Annotated in this window: 20 protein-coding genes; 11 read left to right on the top strand and 9 right to left on the bottom strand. The window is 32.0% G+C overall.

Annotation, left to right across the window (positions count from 1 at the left end; all coding sequences use genetic code 11):
• The first annotated feature begins 142 nt into the window (after positions 1-142).
• The 8 genes from H8707_RS03965 to H8707_RS03930 all read left to right on the top strand — a co-directional run bounded on the left by H8707_RS03965 (position 143) and on the right by H8707_RS03930 (position 5,132).
• Positions 143-1,252, top strand: a complete 1,110-nt coding sequence (locus H8707_RS03965; protein WP_262428840.1) for a DUF5711 family protein — start codon at positions 143-145, stop codon at positions 1,250-1,252.
• Entirely contained in the window at positions 1,242-1,844 is a 603-nt protein-coding gene (gene yedF, locus H8707_RS03960; RefSeq protein WP_262428839.1) for a sulfurtransferase-like selenium metabolism protein YedF, read from the top strand. The genes H8707_RS03965 and yedF overlap by 11 nt, the downstream gene beginning before the upstream one ends.
• A 7-nt stretch (positions 1,845-1,851) precedes the next feature.
• Positions 1,852-2,121, top strand: coding sequence for a DUF3343 domain-containing protein (locus H8707_RS03955; protein ID WP_262428838.1), 270 nt, complete (start codon positions 1,852-1,854; stop codon positions 2,119-2,121).
• Positions 2,122-2,970 (top strand): mechanosensitive ion channel family protein, encoded by an 849-nt coding sequence (locus H8707_RS03950; RefSeq protein WP_262428837.1) that lies wholly within the window; start codon positions 2,122-2,124, stop codon positions 2,968-2,970. It begins immediately after the preceding gene.
• Positions 2,970-3,212 carry a DUF951 domain-containing protein gene (locus H8707_RS03945; protein WP_262428844.1) on the top strand — a complete coding sequence of 81 codons (243 nt, stop codon included), beginning with the start codon at positions 2,970-2,972 and terminating at the stop codon, positions 3,210-3,212. Before H8707_RS03950 ends, H8707_RS03945 begins: the two co-directional genes overlap by 1 nt.
• Positions 3,213-3,303: 91 nt before the next feature.
• Positions 3,304-3,429 (top strand): hypothetical protein, encoded by a 126-nt coding sequence (locus H8707_RS03940; protein ID WP_262428836.1) that lies wholly within the window; start codon positions 3,304-3,306, stop codon positions 3,427-3,429.
• A 28-nt stretch (positions 3,430-3,457) separates the two neighbouring features.
• Positions 3,458-3,913, top strand: coding sequence for an RNA polymerase sigma factor (locus H8707_RS03935; RefSeq protein WP_316699594.1), 456 nt, complete (start codon positions 3,458-3,460; stop codon positions 3,911-3,913).
• A gap of 13 nt (positions 3,914-3,926) precedes the next feature.
• On the top strand, positions 3,927-5,132 hold the full coding sequence (locus H8707_RS03930) for a hypothetical protein (RefSeq protein ID WP_262428835.1): 1,206 nt from the start codon (positions 3,927-3,929) through the stop codon (positions 5,130-5,132).
• 45 nt (positions 5,133-5,177) lie between these two features.
• Here the strand turns inward: H8707_RS03930 and H8707_RS03925 are convergent, their stop codons facing one another.
• A complete protein-coding gene (locus tag H8707_RS03925; protein ID WP_262428834.1) occupies positions 5,178-5,303 on the bottom strand; it encodes a hypothetical protein in 126 nt (41 codons plus the stop codon).
• A gap of 200 nt (positions 5,304-5,503) precedes the next feature.
• Here H8707_RS03925 and H8707_RS03920 point away from each other — a divergent pair, with 200 nt between their 5' ends.
• The 3 genes from H8707_RS03920 to H8707_RS03910 all read left to right on the top strand — a co-directional run bounded on the left by H8707_RS03920 (position 5,504) and on the right by H8707_RS03910 (position 9,819).
• Positions 5,504-6,667 carry an iron-containing alcohol dehydrogenase gene (locus H8707_RS03920; protein WP_262428833.1) on the top strand — a complete coding sequence of 388 codons (1,164 nt, stop codon included), beginning with the start codon at positions 5,504-5,506 and terminating at the stop codon, positions 6,665-6,667.
• Between the two features lie 130 nt (positions 6,668-6,797).
• Positions 6,798-8,666 carry a molecular chaperone HtpG gene (gene htpG, locus H8707_RS03915; protein ID WP_262428832.1) on the top strand — a complete coding sequence of 623 codons (1,869 nt, stop codon included), beginning with the start codon at positions 6,798-6,800 and terminating at the stop codon, positions 8,664-8,666.
• A gap of 94 nt (positions 8,667-8,760) precedes the next feature.
• Positions 8,761-9,819 carry an S-methyl-5-thioribose-1-phosphate isomerase gene (locus tag H8707_RS03910; protein WP_262428831.1) on the top strand — a complete coding sequence of 353 codons (1,059 nt, stop codon included), beginning with the start codon at positions 8,761-8,763 and terminating at the stop codon, positions 9,817-9,819.
• Here H8707_RS03910 and H8707_RS03905 read toward each other — a convergent pair whose 3' ends face one another.
• From H8707_RS03905 to H8707_RS03870, 8 genes are all read right to left on the bottom strand, one after another.
• Positions 9,820-10,845 carry a sensor histidine kinase gene (locus H8707_RS03905; RefSeq protein ID WP_262428830.1) on the bottom strand — a complete coding sequence of 342 codons (1,026 nt, stop codon included), beginning with the start codon at positions 10,843-10,845 and terminating at the stop codon, positions 9,820-9,822.
• Positions 10,846-10,857: 12 nt separating this feature from the next.
• Positions 10,858-11,541 (bottom strand): response regulator transcription factor, encoded by a 684-nt coding sequence (locus H8707_RS03900; RefSeq protein WP_262428829.1) that lies wholly within the window; start codon positions 11,539-11,541, stop codon positions 10,858-10,860.
• An 11-nt stretch (positions 11,542-11,552) separates the two neighbouring features.
• The gene (gene phoU, locus H8707_RS03895; protein ID WP_262428828.1) at positions 11,553-12,212 is read right to left on the bottom strand and encodes a phosphate signaling complex protein PhoU; all 660 of its coding nucleotides are present in this window, start codon (positions 12,210-12,212) and stop codon (positions 11,553-11,555) included.
• 24 nt (positions 12,213-12,236) lie between these two features.
• Positions 12,237-12,989: a phosphate ABC transporter ATP-binding protein PstB gene (gene pstB, locus H8707_RS03890; protein WP_262428827.1), complete on the bottom strand. Its 753-nt coding sequence runs from the start codon at positions 12,987-12,989 to the stop codon at positions 12,237-12,239.
• Between the two features lies 1 nt (position 12,990).
• A complete protein-coding gene (gene pstA / locus H8707_RS03885) occupies positions 12,991-13,800 on the bottom strand; it encodes a phosphate ABC transporter permease PstA (protein WP_262428826.1) in 810 nt (269 codons plus the stop codon).
• The gene (gene pstC, locus H8707_RS03880; protein ID WP_262428825.1) at positions 13,797-14,657 is read right to left on the bottom strand and encodes a phosphate ABC transporter permease subunit PstC; all 861 of its coding nucleotides are present in this window, start codon (positions 14,655-14,657) and stop codon (positions 13,797-13,799) included. The genes pstA and pstC overlap by 4 nt, the downstream gene beginning before the upstream one ends.
• Positions 14,658-14,700: 43 nt before the next feature.
• Positions 14,701-15,597 carry a substrate-binding domain-containing protein gene (locus H8707_RS03875; protein ID WP_394354628.1) on the bottom strand — a complete coding sequence of 299 codons (897 nt, stop codon included), beginning with the start codon at positions 15,595-15,597 and terminating at the stop codon, positions 14,701-14,703.
• Positions 15,598-15,850: 253 nt separating this feature from the next.
• Entirely contained in the window at positions 15,851-16,540 is a 690-nt protein-coding gene (locus tag H8707_RS03870; protein ID WP_262428823.1) for an NAD(P)H-hydrate epimerase, read from the bottom strand.
• Positions 16,541-16,879: the final 339 nt, after the last annotated feature.

Raw genomic sequence — 16,879 nt, 5'->3', positions numbered from 1 at the left:
TAGTAACTCAAATTATAACAGAAAATAGGGGGTCATTGTTTTTATTTTATAAAAAACTCTGTAACCCTTGATAATATAAGGCTTTAATAAAAAAAGAGGGGTGTCTTATTGACACTACCTTGTTATATAAAGGGGAAAGACTATGAATGAAAAGACAAAAAGCTCAAACAAAAAATTTAAATTATTTTTAATAACGTTCATTTTGCTTGGATTTATTTTCATGAAGGAAGAAAATCAACAAAAATTCATAAGTTTTTTTGATTCTATAAATTCTGGAAGTGAAAAGACTATCATTTTTAATAATAAATATGATTCAGATGATGATGAAAAATTATTATTCTTCAATGACTCTATAATAAAATGGAATGAAAATAATATCTCTTTTTTAGATTTAAAGGGCGATATCATATGGAACAAAGAATTTAACTTTACACAACCGGAGGTATTAGCCTTTGAAAAAAATATCTATGCAATAGATAAAGAATCCGGGAACATATATGTTTTGGATAATAAAGGCTATACTATCCATAGGATAGAACTTAATATGCCTATTTTTAACTTGAAGGAAGTAAATGATAATATAATGATTCATGTTAAAACGGATGATATGGAAAAGATAAAAATTTTAGATAAGGATGGGAAAGAAGTCATAGAGACGGATCAAAAGAATATACTTACCTATTCAATTAACGACAAAAATTCTAAATACATGCTGTCTTCATTGGAATTGAATAAAAGTATTAAATCTATTGCAAAAATATATTCTATTACGGGGGAAGGATTGGAAAATTTTAATTTTAACGATGAAGTAATTATATTCACACAATTCATTAACAATAAAATTCTAATAGCTACTGATAAATCCCTATATTTGGTTGGTAATAATGATGTAATATGGTCTAAAGAATATCCGCTTATAAAGGATATTTTAATTAATAAAGAAAAGATATATTTATTATATGGGGATAATTTAGAGATTATTAAATTGAATGGGGAAACGGAAAAGAAGACTACTTTTGGCATTGAATACAAAAAAATAGTTCAATTACAAAATTATATCTGTTTATATGGAAATAAAGATATATTAATTTTAAATAACGGTGAAGAAATGATAAGCTATAAGACAGATGAAGATATTTTAGATATAAAGGGTACAAACAAACTAGTGGCTATTCGATATTTAGACGGTTTGGAAATATATGATATAATTGATAAAGAGCAAATAAAGGAGGATGATAATCATGAAAATTGAAGTTGACGCCAGAAAAATGGAGTGTCCAAAGCCGGTTATAATGACAAAGAAAGAATTGGATAAAATTGGAAGCGGGACTATTGTAACTATAGTTGACAATGAAGTAGCTAAAGAAAATGTATCTAAATTGGCAGGCAGTTTAGGATTACCATATTCGGTTGATAAAATTAATGACAACGAATTTTATATCAATATAATAAAAGGGGAAGAAGAAACACTGAATGAAAATCCTCAAGTTGTACCGGAAAGACTTAAGGATTTGGTAGTAGCCATAAGTTCTGATACAATGGGCAAGGGGGAGGAAGAATTAGGTAAGATCCTTATAAAATCTTTTATCTATACGGTAAGTGAGTCTTCACCATATCCAAGCTGTATGGTCTTTTACAACAGAGGAGTATTTTTAACTATCGAAGACAGTCCTGTATTGGAGGATTTAAAAAAATTGGCAGATAAAGGTGTAGAGATTATATCTTGTGGCACGTGCTTGGATTATTATCATCTAAAAGAAAAACTTGGGATAGGCAATATATCAAACATGTATACTATTTATGAAAAATTGAGCGATTCAAAAAATAATATAACAATAGGATAGGAAATTAATGATGGAAATTGATCAATTCGGTATAGTAACATTTAATTCCACTCATCACGCCATAAAAGGGGAAAGTGCATTTAAATCAAGTAATATGGCTTTTAAAACTATACCTACACCAAGGGAAATTACTTTAAGCTGTGGCTTATCTATTAGATTTGATCTTAATGATTTAGAAAAAGTTAAAAAGTTAGTAGAGGATGGAGATTTATCAATTAAGGGAATATATAAGTATATAAGGGACGAGAATGGTTCTAGATTGGAAAAGATATTGTAGGTGAATAAATTGTTGAATTTTAATATTTTTCTTAATGATCATGGAGATTTAAATGTTTTGGGGAAATTAGCGAAAATAGTGCTAATACTGGTAAGCATATGGTTTATAACCAATGTTGTAGATAAGATAATAGATAAGGCAATAAGTAATAAAAAACTGACAAAGCTTTATACTAATGATAAGCGCATAAATACCGTAGCAGGAATTCTTAAAAAGACAGTAAAAATTATACTTTATTTTATAGGGAGTATGATAATCTTAGAAATGTTTAATATAAATACTACTTCTATATTGGCAACAGCAGGTATTGGAGGTCTTGCAGTAGGTTTTGGCGCGCAATCCCTGGTAAAGGATTTAATCACAGGATTCTTTATTCTATCTGAAGACCAATATGCTATAGGAGACTATGTGAAAATAGGAGATTATGAGGGTATAGTTGAAGAACTTGGGCTTAGGGTTACAAAACTTAGAGATTTTACCGGTGATCTTCATATTATACCCAATAGCAGCATTCAAATAGTTTCCAATAGAACTAGAGGATCAATGAGGGCTATGGTAAAGGTGTCTGTTTCCTATGATGAAAATATAGATAGAGTGGTAAAGATACTTGAAGATGTATGCTTGGATATAAAGAAGAATAATACTTTGATTGTGGAAGGACCAACAATACTGGGAGTAACGGATTTGGGTGAATATAAGGTGGACATAACGATAATCGCGAAATCACAGCCTATGGAGCAATGGGCTGTTGAAAGGGAGATTAGAAAAAAGGTTAAAGAAGCATTTGATAAAGAAAATATAGAAATTCCATATCCTAAGGGAATAATCTATGGAGGAAGTGAAAAATGATTTTAAAATATGATGTTGGCGATATAATAACATTGAAGAAGGGGCATCCTTGCGGAGAAAACAAATGGGAAATCTTAAGAACAGGGGTAGATATTAAACTTAAGTGTCTAGGATGCGATAGACAAATATGGATACCAAGAATAGAATTTGAAAGGAAGGTAAGAAGAATATTAGTCAATGATAAATGGATAAGTATAATTCATTATAAAGGTAAAGATGGAGAGGAAGCTGATTTAGATTAAGCTTCTTTTTTTTAAAATATTTTGGACACTTTTACCTTCTCAATCGTTATATAAGTGAAAGCATAAAAAATAGGATTGGGAGGTTTTAAAGGTGTTCAATGATATTATAGACTATGATAAGATTAAAATGATACAGCAAGAAAACATTTCAGAAGAAGAAAGAGGCATAAAAGAATATCTTAGATTAGAGTATAGATGGCTTAGAGATATAAAATAATAAGGATTAAGCAGGTGGAGGTGGTAGTATTAATGTTTATTTAATATATGAAAAATATAATAAAGAGCTTTTAGCTTATGCAAGATCCATTACTCAAAATCAAGATAGGGCCTTTGATATTGTGCAGGATGCATATTTAAAAGCAATAGAGAATGAAAATGTTTTTGAATTTATGAATGAATATCAAATTAAAGGATGGTTTTTTGTAACTATAAAAAATAAAAATATCGATTATATTAGGAAACATAGTAAAATCCTCTCCCTGATAGAATATGAAAACATCGTGGATACAGAAGACTTCGAAGAAAATATAGCTATGAAAGAGTTATTATCTAAGTTACCGGGAAAATACAAGGATGTTTTATATCTGAAATATTTTCATGGTTTAAATAGCAAAGAGATTGGGAAAAGATTGGGGATATCCCCTTCAACTGTCAGGTCTCAATTGAGCACTTCACTGAAGTTATTAAAAAAAAATCTATAGGAGGTATAAAAACATGGCAAAGGTTATGAATATAGGCGTACTGGATGTAGTGGATATAAAGGAGGAGTTAGCAAAAGAAATAACGGAATTGCAGAATATAGGGTTATTAATTGAAAGCGATAAATCACAAGCACTACTCGGGAATTGTAAAAAAACTAATATTGGATTTACATTAAAGATGTCTTCAGATGCAAAGATTATATTAAAAAACGGCGAAGTAAAATTAGATAATGACTTCTTAACAGGTCTTTTAGATCCGGTTATATTTTTAGTAAACGGTAATATGATAATCAAAGGTGATGTAGACATTAAACTATTTGATGAGAAAGTTTATAAGATATTGTTAAATGGAGTTTTAGAATGTCCAAAGAAATTAAAGGGAATTGTAGAATTAAAATCTACCATAAATGGCATGACAAATTATTACAGCAGCGATTATAAGTATTTTTCAAATAATGTTCGCCTAAACAATAGATTCTTAAAAGGGTTAAAAGCTAATTCTAAATTATCATTTAATACATTGATGATTGTTGATGAGATAGATTTGAACTTATTTAGGGAAAAGATATCTAACATTGAGATCCTCAACAAACTAATTTTATTGGATGAATATGAGGATAATATTTTAGAGTATGTTAACGATTATTATGAAGTAAACTTGGTAATAATACCAAAAGGTAAAAATGGAATTAAATATTTTGATAAAGATATAAGGATAGATGACAATTTTATTAAGAAATTAGACAATGATGTTTTGTATGTTGATGGGGATGTAGAAATATACCTCAAAGAGGATTTAGAGATTAATAAATATATTAAGTATTTAATTTCCGATTCCGTAATATGTAATGAAAAATGTTTTACACAAATTAACGATATATTGGCTGATGATGTTAAAGTGGAGATTATCGAAGGTAAGTTAATAAAGAATAACGGTAAAATGAATTTATCTCCGGAATTTGATGAGAAGGTAACGATTAAGAATATGGGCAAAATCGTCATAGATGAAGATGTAAATGAAAATAATTTTAACGAAATGGTATCGGAAATAATAAATTATGGAGCCATAGCGGTATCAAAGGATAAAATGTCATTAGTAAAAAATAAGGTAAATAAGAACTATGGGAATGTAAAAGAATTAATAAGGGAAGAAGAGGAAGACAAAGAAAATCTGGATGAAGATGTATTATATAATAGTATTGGGGAACTAAAACTCTAGACTAAAAGAACCATTAAGCGGATGCCTAATGGTTCTTTCAATTATTTAGCACTCTCTGTAACCAAACATACCACAGTTGCAGAATAGTATTACTAATAGTAAGAAAAAGAATAGTAAAGAACTATCTACTTCACCACATTCTCCTCTTCTTCCACCAAATAAGTTTCCCATATCTACACCTCCATTAATTTTGAGAGATTTCTCTCATTATAAGATATGCAGATGTTCTAACTGTTGTTAATAAATTACTTATATAAATCAAAATCGTATTTAGATTATGTTAGAATATAAATATTTAAATGCTGGTGACTTATATGGGCGTTTAAGGTATTATAATATTAGGTAGATAATATTATGAAGGGGGAGATAATATGAAGGACTTTACTTTACACATTCCAACAAAAATAATATTCGGCAAAGATGCAATCAAAAAGTTAGGAGATCAAATAAAAGGAAATTACAACAAAGTTTTGCTTCACTATGGCGGTGGGAGTATAAAGAAATCAGGATTATATAATGATGTGGTGAGAATATTGAAAGATAATGACTGCGAAATCTTTGAACTTTCCGGGGTTGAACCAAATCCAAAGTTGGGGTTAGTTCGAAAAGGTGTTCAGATGGCAAAAGAAAATGAGATAGATTTAATTCTGGCAGTAGGCGGCGGAAGTGCAATAGACTCAGCAAAGGCTATCGGTATTGGAGCTTTGTATGATGGGGATGTATGGGATTTTTATAGCGGTAAACTTGAACCTGAAATTACAATTCCGGTAGGTGTAGTACTGACATTACCGGCTACGGGCAGTGAAGCAAGCAGAGGAAGTGTAATTACCAATGAAGATGGATTATATAAACGTTCTACAGGCGGAGACTTTATGAGACCGGTATTTGCTATTATGGATCCAACTTATACATTGACATTGCCAACAAAACAAACCTTTGCAGGGATTATGGATATTATGGCTCATATATTTGAGAGATACTTTACCCAAACTCCCCACGTAAACTTAACTGATAGTTTATGTGAAGGAACCTTAAAAACTGTAATACAGAATGCATATATCATAAAAGAAGATTCCCAAAATTATGATGCAAGAGCAGAAATTATGTTTGCCGGTACAATTGCCCACAATGGATTGTTGGGAGTGGGGAGAGAAGAGGATTGGTCAAGTCATGATATTGGTCATGAAATAAGTGCACTTTATGGCACAACCCATGGCGAAACATTGTCTATTATATTTCCAGCATGGATGAAGTACGTTTATAAAGAAAATGTAGACAGATTTGTTCAATTTGCTACAAAGGTATTTGATGTTTCTGAAGCTGAAATGGACAAGGATGAAATTGCAATAGAAGGAATCAAAAGACTTGAAGGTTTTATTTCTGATATAGGATTGCCTAAATCCTTTACTGAAGCTAATTTACCTACTGATAAAATTGATTTAATGGCAGAAAAAGCAACAGAAGATGGACCATTAGGAAACTTTAAAAAGCTATATAAAGATGATGTTATAAAAATATATAAATTAGCAAAGTAAAGTCTAGTAAGATTAATGGCAGCATAGATATAGACAATTGACACATATATAAAAATAGTATAATATTATAATTAGCACTCATAAGTATTGAGTGCTAATTACTATTTTATGATTAAGGAGAAGGTGTCTTATGGAAAAAAAAGAATTTAGAGCGGAATCCAAACGGTTGTTGGATTTAATGATTAACTCAATTTACACAAACAAAGAGATATTCTTAAGAGAACTGATATCTAATGCCAGTGACGCAATAGATAAAATGTATTATAAGGCATTAACTGACGAGAGCTTATCCTTCAATAAGGAAGATTATTTTATTAGGATTAACGTTGACAAGGAAAATAGAACTTTAACGGTTTCAGATACCGGTATAGGTATGACAAAAGAAGAACTGGAAGATAATTTAGGTATTATAGCGCAAAGTGGATCCTTTGACTTCAAAAAGGAAAATGAAGTAAAAGACGGATTTGATATTATTGGACAATTTGGAGTAGGCTTTTATTCAGCTTTTATGGTATCTGACAAGGTTACTGTAATTACAAAAGCCTATGGCGACAGCAATGCTTATAAATGGGAATCTGAAGGAGCAGATGGCTATACTATTGATTTAGCTGAAAAGGAACATACCGGAACAGATATAATATTGAAATTAAAAGAAAATACTGAAGATGAAAGTTATGATGAGTATTTAGAGGAATATAGACTTCAAGGTATTATCAAGAGATATTCTGATTTTATAAGATACCCTATAAAGATGGATATAACAAGTAATAAACTGAAGGAAGGCTCAGAGGATGAATATGAAGAGGTAAAGGAAGAAAAGACTATAAATAGCATGATCCCTATCTGGAGAAAGAATAAAAATGAATTAACAGATGAAGATTATGAAAAATTTTACTCTGAAAAGCATTTTGGGTTTGAGAAACCCCTTAAATATATTCATATGAGTGTAGATGGTGTTATCAGATATGATGCAATTCTCTATATACCCGGGGAAACCCCATATGACTTTTATACCAAAGAGTATGAAAAAGGTCTTGAATTGTATTCAAGCGGTGTACTTATAATGAATAAATGTGCTGATCTTCTGCCGGACTATTTTGGCTTTGTAAAAGGAATAGTGGATTCTGAGGATTTGTCATTGAATATCTCCAGAGAGATGCTGCAGCATGACAGGCAATTGAAATTGATTGCTAAGAAGATTAGAGAAAAAATCAAAGATGAATTATTAAATCTATTGAAAAATGACAGAGAAAAATATGAAAAATTCTTTGAGAACTTCGGGAAGCAACTAAAATTTGGCGTCTATAGTGAATTTGGAATGAATAGGGATATTCTGGAAGATCTATTGTTATTCTATTCGTCCAATGAAAAGAAGCTGATTACTCTGGAGGAATATGTAGACAGAATGAAAGAAGACCAAAAATATATTTATTATGCTACAGGTGAATCCATACAAAGAATAGATAAACTACCGCAAGTAGATTTTGTTAAGGAAAAGGATTATGAAATACTTTATCTAACTGATGATGTAGATGAATTTGCCATAAAGGTACTCACTAAGTATAAGGAAAAGGAATTTAAATCCGTGTCATCAAGTGATTTGGAATTGGATAATGAAAGCGAAAAGGAAGAAAAGCAGGACGACGATGAAGAATTGATAAATTCCATGAAAAAAATACTTTCAGGCAAGGTTAAGGATGTTAGATTTACAAAAAAACTAAAAGATCATCCTGTATATTTGGCCTCCGAAGGAGATTTATCCATTGAGATGGAAAAAGTATTGAATCAAATGCCTAATAATCCAAATTTAAAAGCGGAAAAGATTCTGGAGATAAACGCAAATCATAATGTCTATAATAGATTAAAATCCGCATTTGAAAATGATGAGGATAATTTGGAACTTTATACAAACCTTCTATATAATCAAGCTTTGTTGATTGAAGGATTGCCAATAGAAGATCCGGTTGAATTTACAAATAATATATGGAAGTTATTGTAATACAAGAACAGGGGTCAAATTTGACCTCTGTTGTTTCAACGGTACAGTTCTAACAGGTAGTTGATTTTAGTGAAAAAATTTAAGGAGGGGTATTGTGATAAGACAGGATAGAGACTTAGCGTTCATGCTGCAATTTGAAAATATTGCTTGGTATGAATCAGGTAAGGTTAGAATCTTAGACAGAAGAGTATATCCCAGAGAAGTAAGATATGAAATTTGCAATAATCATAAAGAGGTAGCTCAAGCCATTAGCGATATGGTTACTCAAAGTGCAGGACCTTTTGTTGCTGCAGGTATGGGTATGGCACTTGCGGCATATGAATCCCAAAATATGAATTCAAAGGATATGTGGGCATACTTAAATACAGCTGCTGAAACTATATCGACTTCCAGACCTACTACTGTGAAACGTATGAGATTGATAGTAAACGGATGTTTAGAGGCAGCAAGAGAAGCTATGGACAGGGGTTTAAAAGCTGATGAAGCGATATTTGAACATACTTTAGAATACAACAACAATAGATATTTTAGAGTTGGTAAGGTGGCTGAGTATCTTGCTGATATGTTTCCGAAAAACGGAACTATAATGACTCAATGTTTTGGCGAAACTATAGTCGGGCTTATGTTAAAAGAAGCCAAAAAAAGGGGCAATGAAATAAAATTGATTGTTCCGGAGACCAGACCATATTTTCAAGGAGCAAGGCTCACTGCAAGCGTTGCTTATGATCAAGGTTTTGACGTAACAGTAATTACTGATAATATGCCTGCCTATGTGATTGATAAGAAAAAAGTGGATTTATTCACATCGGCTGCAGATGCAATTTGTATGGATGGTTATATTGTAAATAAAGTAGGAACATTTCAAATAGCAATAGTAGCGAAATATATGGGGATTCCATATTTTGTGACAGGAACACCTGATAAAGATCATGATAAGGTATCTGGTGTAACTATAGAGGAAAGGGATGGAGATTTTGTATTACAGGCAATGGGTGTAAAAACCGCAATGGATGGAGTAAAAGGGTATTATCCGTCTTTTGATATTACACCTCCCCATTTGGTTTCAGGAGTCGTAACAGATAAGGGGATATATTCTCCTTATGATTTGAATAGGTATTATGATGGAAATACGAAAGTTGAACTGATTATTTAATTATATTGGGAACAATATTTCTATTTCTGTACCTTTATTTTCTTCACTTATTAGATTTATAATACCGTTATGGAATTCAACTATGTGTTTTACTATGGACAGTCCCAGACCGGAGCCTTGTATTCTTTTAGATCTGCTCTTGTCGACCCTATAGAAACGTTCAAATACCCTATTTTGATCCGCTTTGGGAATTCCTATACCTGTATCTTTTATACTAAATGAAAGGTAGTCGTTGGATTTATCAATTGATATATCGACTTTACCGTTTTCTTTATTATATTTAATCCCATTATCCAAGAGATTAAATATTAAATCCTCTATCATTCTCTTATTGCCGCGAAAGGTGAGGTGCTGTCCTGAAAGGTTTAGGGTAATATTTTTTTCCATAGCCCTAAATCTTAATTGGGATACAATCTTTTCTGTTATCTCATAGATATCCAAAGATTCAAAATTGGCTTCAAAGGTCTTTTCATCCAAATGGGATAGATTTATAATTGAGTCTATTAAATCTAAAAGTCTGCTTCCTTCCTTATGAATAATATTTGCAAATTTAACGATTTCTTCATCTTTTGCCATGCCGCTTGCAATCATTTCAGCAAATCCGTTGATTGAGGTAAGAGGTGTTTTTAATTCATGTGATACATTTGCAGTAAATTCACTGCGGGTTTTTTCAGCTTCTTTTATCCTTTGATGGGCAAATTCGATGTCCTTTTTCTGGATAGCAATTGTTTTGATAAAAGGTCTCAATTCTTCATATATATTTTCTTCACTTAACTCTTCACCGGACTCTATATTCTGAGTACTTTGATAAGCTTTTTCCATTGGTTCAATTATTTTAGAAGCTAAATAGTAGGAAAGGATGTATAAAAGGATTAGTATAAATATAATTGAGCCTATTAAGGCGGGCAAAGTTTTAATAATTTTTAAATCATAAAAATAAAAAGATATAAAAGCCAAAACGATAGAGGTTATAATAGTAGCTATTGTTGCAATTAAAGCAAGATTATAATAGATTTTACGTTTCACACTTTACCTCCCTTACGAATCCAGTTTTATCTTATAACCGACATTTCTGATAGTTTGGATGAGCTCTCCTGCTGTTCCAAGCTTTAGTCGCAATGTTCTGATATGAACATCAACAGTTCTACTTTCTCCTTCGTAATCAAAACCCCATACCTCATTCATGATCTGTTCACGGGACAATACTAGATTTTTATTTCTCATTAAATAATGCAAAAGTTCATATTCCTTAAAGGTTAAGATGATTTCTTTTTCATCGACTGTAACTAAATGTTTTTTATTATCTATGCATAAATCATCAATACATATTTTATTTGTATTTTCCTCTATTTTTTTTACTCTCCTCAATACAGCTTTTATTCTTGAGATTAGTTCCAAAACACCAAAAGGTTTTTCAATATAATCATCTGCTCCCATATCCAGACTTTTAACTTTATCGAATTCACCGGTCTTTGATGTAACCATAATCACAGGGATACTCTCCGTTTTAGGATTTGACTTCAATTTTTTTAAAATTAAATACCCATCGTCTCCCGGCAGCATAATATCCAGTAAGATAAGATCAGGGGAAGCAGATGAAAGACATTCATAAAACATACTGGCGTCTTCAAAACCCATGGCTTCAAACCCACTATTATTCAAGGCGTACAATACTAGTTCCCTTATATTTTCATCATCTTCTATACAGTAGATTAAAGACATATAATCAACTCCTAATCTGCCACATCTTTGTTATAATGTTCACCCTTAATGGCGAAGTATACCCATTCTGCAATGTTTTGAGCATGATCTCCTATTCTTTCAAAATATTTTGCAATCATTAAAAGATCAATTGCTTGCTCTCCATAATCAATATTATCCCTCAGGTGTTGAATAAGTTCATTTTTTATTATGTCAAATAGCTCATCTACTACATCATCATAAGCGATAACATCTATTACAAGCTCCAAATCTCTCTTAACAAATGCATCTATGCTTTCTTTGACCATTTTTATAGTAGCTTCAGCCATTTGCGGTATATGGATTAATTCCTTAATATAGGTTTCATTTACTAGTCTAATAGTTATCTCGGAAATATCAGATGCTTGATCTCCAATTCTTTCCATATCGGTTATCATTTTTAATGCAGAGGAAATCAGTCTCAAATCCCTTGCAACAGGCTGTTGTAGCAATAAAAGCTTTAAGCATCTACTTTCAATTGCCTTTTCCATATCATTGATTTCTCTGTCGCCTTCTACAACCCTCCTAGCAAGATCGATATTTTTTTGGGTCAAAGCACATACCGCAGCTTCAATGGAGCTTTCTATTAAATTACCCATTTCTATAAGTTCATTATTAAGTAAATCTAGTTCTTTGTCAAATTTATTTCTCATTTTTACCATCCTTTTAATATTTTATTAACCAAATCTTCCGGTTATATAGTCTTCCGTTCGTTTGTTTTTAGGAAGTGTAAAGAGCTTTTCAGTATCGTCAAATTCTACAATCTCTCCGCTTAAAAAGAAAGCTGTCTTGTCGGAAATCCTTGTGGCTTGCTGCATATTATGTGTAACTATTACAATTGTGTAATTTTTTTTAAGTTCTTGAATCAAATCTTCTATTTTGGATGTAGAAATAGGGTCTAATGCACTTGTGGGTTCATCCATCAAAAGAACTTCAGGTTCCACCGCCAATGCCCTTGCTATACAAATTCTCTGTTGTTGACCACCGGAAATTTTAAGGGCATTTTTCTTTAAATCAGTTTTTACCTCATCCCAAATAGCAGCACCTCGAAGGCTTTTTTCTACAATCTCATCCAGCTTTGATTTATTCTTAATTCCGTGGGTTCTGGGTCCATAGGCGATATTATCATAGATGCTCATTGGGAAGGGATTAGGTTTTTGAAAAACCATACCAACCCTTTTTCTCAGAACATTGACATCAAAATCACTTCTATAAATATTTTCATTATCCAGTAAAATATCTCCTGTGATTTTACAGCCTTCCACTAAATCATTCATGCGATTTAGGCTTTTTAACAGCGTTGACTTCCCACAGCCTGATGGTCCGATCAATGCAGTGATTTTGTTTTCTTCTATATTTAAATTTATGTTTTTTAAGGCATGGAAATCACCGTAGTATAAGTCCATGTTTTTAATAACAAATTTATACATTTTACCTCCCCTTTGTCAATTTATTACCTAAATAATTTGCTAAGCCATTTATAATTAATATGATTACTAACAATATGACCCCGGTAGCAAAGGACTCGTTTACGTGCATTCCCTCCGTAGATAGAAGATACATATGAAGGGATAGGGTACGACCTGAGGACAATAAGCTGTTCGGAATCTTAGTAGCAGTTCCCAAGGTAAACATAAGGGCTGCCGTTTCCCCGACTATACGTCCGATTGAGAGAATTACTCCGGATAAGATACCGGGCATGGCTACAGGAAGCACAACAAGAAATATAGTGCGTAGTTTTCCGGCTCCCAATCCAAAACTTGCCTCCCTTAAACCGTCATCGACAGATAATAATGCTTCCTCTGTTGAACGTATTATTAGAGGTAATACCATTATAGCTGCAGTTAAAGTACCTGAAATGAGAGAATATTGAAAGCCTAATTTTATTACGAAAAACAACATTCCGAACAATCCATAGACTATGGAAGGAATTCCGGATAGTGTTTCTGTGGCCATTCTAATGATTTCCACCAATTTATTTCCTTTCTTTGCATATTCAACAAGATAAAATCCCGTAAATACACCAATAGGAGTTGCTATTAATAATGCCAGTGCTACCAGCATTAAAGTAGTTATCATTGCAGGGAATAAAGATACATTGCTCGTTGTATATTTAAATTGAAATAAATCCGGTCTTATGTTTGGGATTCCTTTTAATAAAATATATCCAATGATAAAGAACAGTGCCCCAAAAGTTATAATTGCAGAAAGCTTAACTATGAATCTAATAAATTTATTCAATTAAGTCCCCTCCTCTTAACTACCATAAACAATCCATTGATAATGAGGATAAAAACAAATAGGACAACAGCTGTTGCTATAAGCGCTTCTCTATGTGTATCAGCAGCATATGCCATTTCAATTACGATATTGGTGGTAAGAGTCCTTACTCCCTTTGTAAGGCCTGCAGGCATACGTGCTTGGTTTCCTGCTACTAATATTACTGCCATTGTTTCCCCTATAGCACGACCTATACCCAGAATAACAGATGATAAGATACCGGATTTTGCTGCAGGCAGCATAACGGATACTATAGTCCTTTCGTGACTTGCACCTAGGGCCATGCTTCCTTCATAATAGCTTCCAGGCACTGCACGGATTGAAGCTTCCGACATGCCGATAATCGTTGGAAGAATCATAATTCCAAGTAAAATGGAAGCGGTAATTATATTCATACCTGTTCCTCCAAATATATTTCTTATAATTGGAACCAATACTGTAAGTGCAAAGAATCCATAGATAATAGATGGGATTCCTGCCATTAGATTTATACAAGGTTTTAGTATTTTATACAATTTTTTATTGCAAAACTTTGCCAAATAGGTAGCTGTCATAATTCCAATAGGGACTCCTAAAATAATTGCACCAACGGTAACATAGAGAGAGCCTAATATCATCGGCAGAATCCCGTAAGATGCCGGATTATTTGATGGCTTCCAAATAGTTCCGAATAGGAAGTTGGATAGCCCGTATTCTGAAATAAATGGAATACCGCCGGCAAATATAAACAGACAAATCAGGATAATAGCTACTATTGACATTGATGCAGATATCAAGAAGATAATTTCCATAAATTTTTCAAAAGATTTTGTCTTCATAAATTCTCCTTCATTCTATATTGTTTATCATAGGGCTTTTATATTATTTTGCTACTTCATTCCATTTAGTTATTTCGCCGATATAAATTGATTTTATTTGGTCTATAGTGATATCGTCAATGATGTTTTCCTTACCGGTTATAACTGCAATCCCATCTATAGCAATTACCTCTGATTTCAATACTTTAAGTTCAGAATCTTTTAACTCTCTTGATGCCATACCTATATCCGCAGTCCCTTCCATAACCGATTGAATACCTGCAGATGAACCTGTGGATTGAATCTCAATATTTACTCCTTGATTTAAACCTTGGTAAGCTTCGGCAAGTTTTTCAACAATAGGTGTCACAGATGTGGAACCTGCTACAACTATATCTCCTTTTTGATCTAAAGGAGTATATGATGGCAAATCGTTACTGACCGAAACATATTTACCTTTAGTTACAATATCTTGTCCGTCCTTGCTTAATACAAAGTTTAAAAAGTCTTTTGCCAAAGCGCTAATATCATCCCTATAAGCCAAATTAAACGGCCTTGCTATTTTATAAGAACCATTTTTAACATTATCTGCAGTTGCCTCTACATTTTCAACCTTTATAGCTTTTACAGTATCATTTAATGAGCCTAGAGATATATAGCCTATAGAGTATTTGTCACCTGCAACAGTTGTCATAACAGCGTCTGTACTGTTTTGAATAATTGCTTCTTCATATGTTCTATCAACTTCGTTGCCGCTTGAGTCCTTCTCAAGTATACCCACTATTTCAACAAAAGCGCCTCTTGTACCCGAGCCATCTTCTCTGCTTACTAAGTTAATTGTTTTATTTGCATCGAAACTGCTTGATGGATTGTCTGCAGGTGGAGTAGTTGACTTAGAACATCCTGTTATTATACCTACCAATAACACAATTACCAATATTAAACTTAGATTTCTTTTCATTAAAATATCATTCCTTTCAAGATTTTTACAACTCATAAGTCAAAGTTTTGTTTTATTTGAACTTATGAATTTCATATAAAGATTTCAGAATCTTTACAAACATAGTATATCCACCTTATGTTAAATCTAATGAATATGGAATGTTAAATCTGTGTAAAATTGATATAAGATAATATATCAGTGATAAAATATAAAAAGATACAGCATAAATAATCTATGCTGTATCCTAAATAATTCAAATTGATTTCTATTTTTAGGTACTTTGTTTATCTTGAGAGTTGTTGTTTTCTATAATTACTTTTGTAGCTTTATCAGGAATTCCAATATCTTCGACCACTATCTCTCCTGTACAATCTTTGTTTTTCAGCAGTCCCTTTTTCATATGATGAAATGTTATTGTTTTATAGGCTTTAATAGAAATGCCTAATACATTTCCTGTATTTCCATCCAATCCTGAAGGGATATCAACGGCTAATGTTTGTGTTGAGTATTTATTTATAGTGTCAATAGTTTTGTGGAATAAACCTCCTACCTCTCTTGTAATTCCAATTCCAAATATAGCATCTATGGTTAAATCGCTATTATTCAGTGAATCTTTTAATTGAGTTAAATCCTCATCGGTAGCTATATGAGTGAATTTTACACCTAAGTTATTAAGTATGTTTAAATTGGTATTAAAATTTTGAGTTCCCTTATTTAAATCTCCAATTATAAATAAATTTACCTCTTTGTATTTTAATGATAGATTTCTAGCTATAGCCAATCCGTCGCCACCGTTATTTCCAACTCCGCAAACAATAGTAAAAGAATTTGTATTATCTAAGTCTATATTAGTTAATACTCTATGCGCAGCATTTTCCATAAGCACAATGCCGGGGATACCAATATTGTTGATTGCATAACTATCCATAGCTTTCATCTCATCACAATTAATAATTAGCATAAGTTACACCTCCTGTGTATTATTATTGTATCATATTTCAATCTTTTAAAGTATTAACTTTACTCTCAAGTCCTTCAAATAAAGCATCATATGTGGTATTGAAAACTTTTTTCAATGCGATAACTTCTAAGCATATTTTTATTATTTGTGATTTAAGGTTTAAATTTTGCTGTTTTCCGACAGCCCCTTTATTACTGGCTATAAAAATTTTATATAATATTATTGAGTTATTTTAAACGAGGGTGGGGTTTTAAACTAACCTATAGCAACAGAAGAGGTTGACGAAGCAGAAAAAGCGGTATCTAATAAAATAAAAAACCTTGTAACAAAGATTGTGAA

The sequence above is a fragment of the Paratissierella segnis genome, from assembly GCF_014385195.1.
Lineage (GTDB): Bacteria > Bacillota > Clostridia > Tissierellales > Tissierellaceae > Paratissierella > Paratissierella segnis.
Note: the sequence above shows the minus strand (reverse complement) of the source record. Positions and strands in the feature narration are given on the sequence as shown.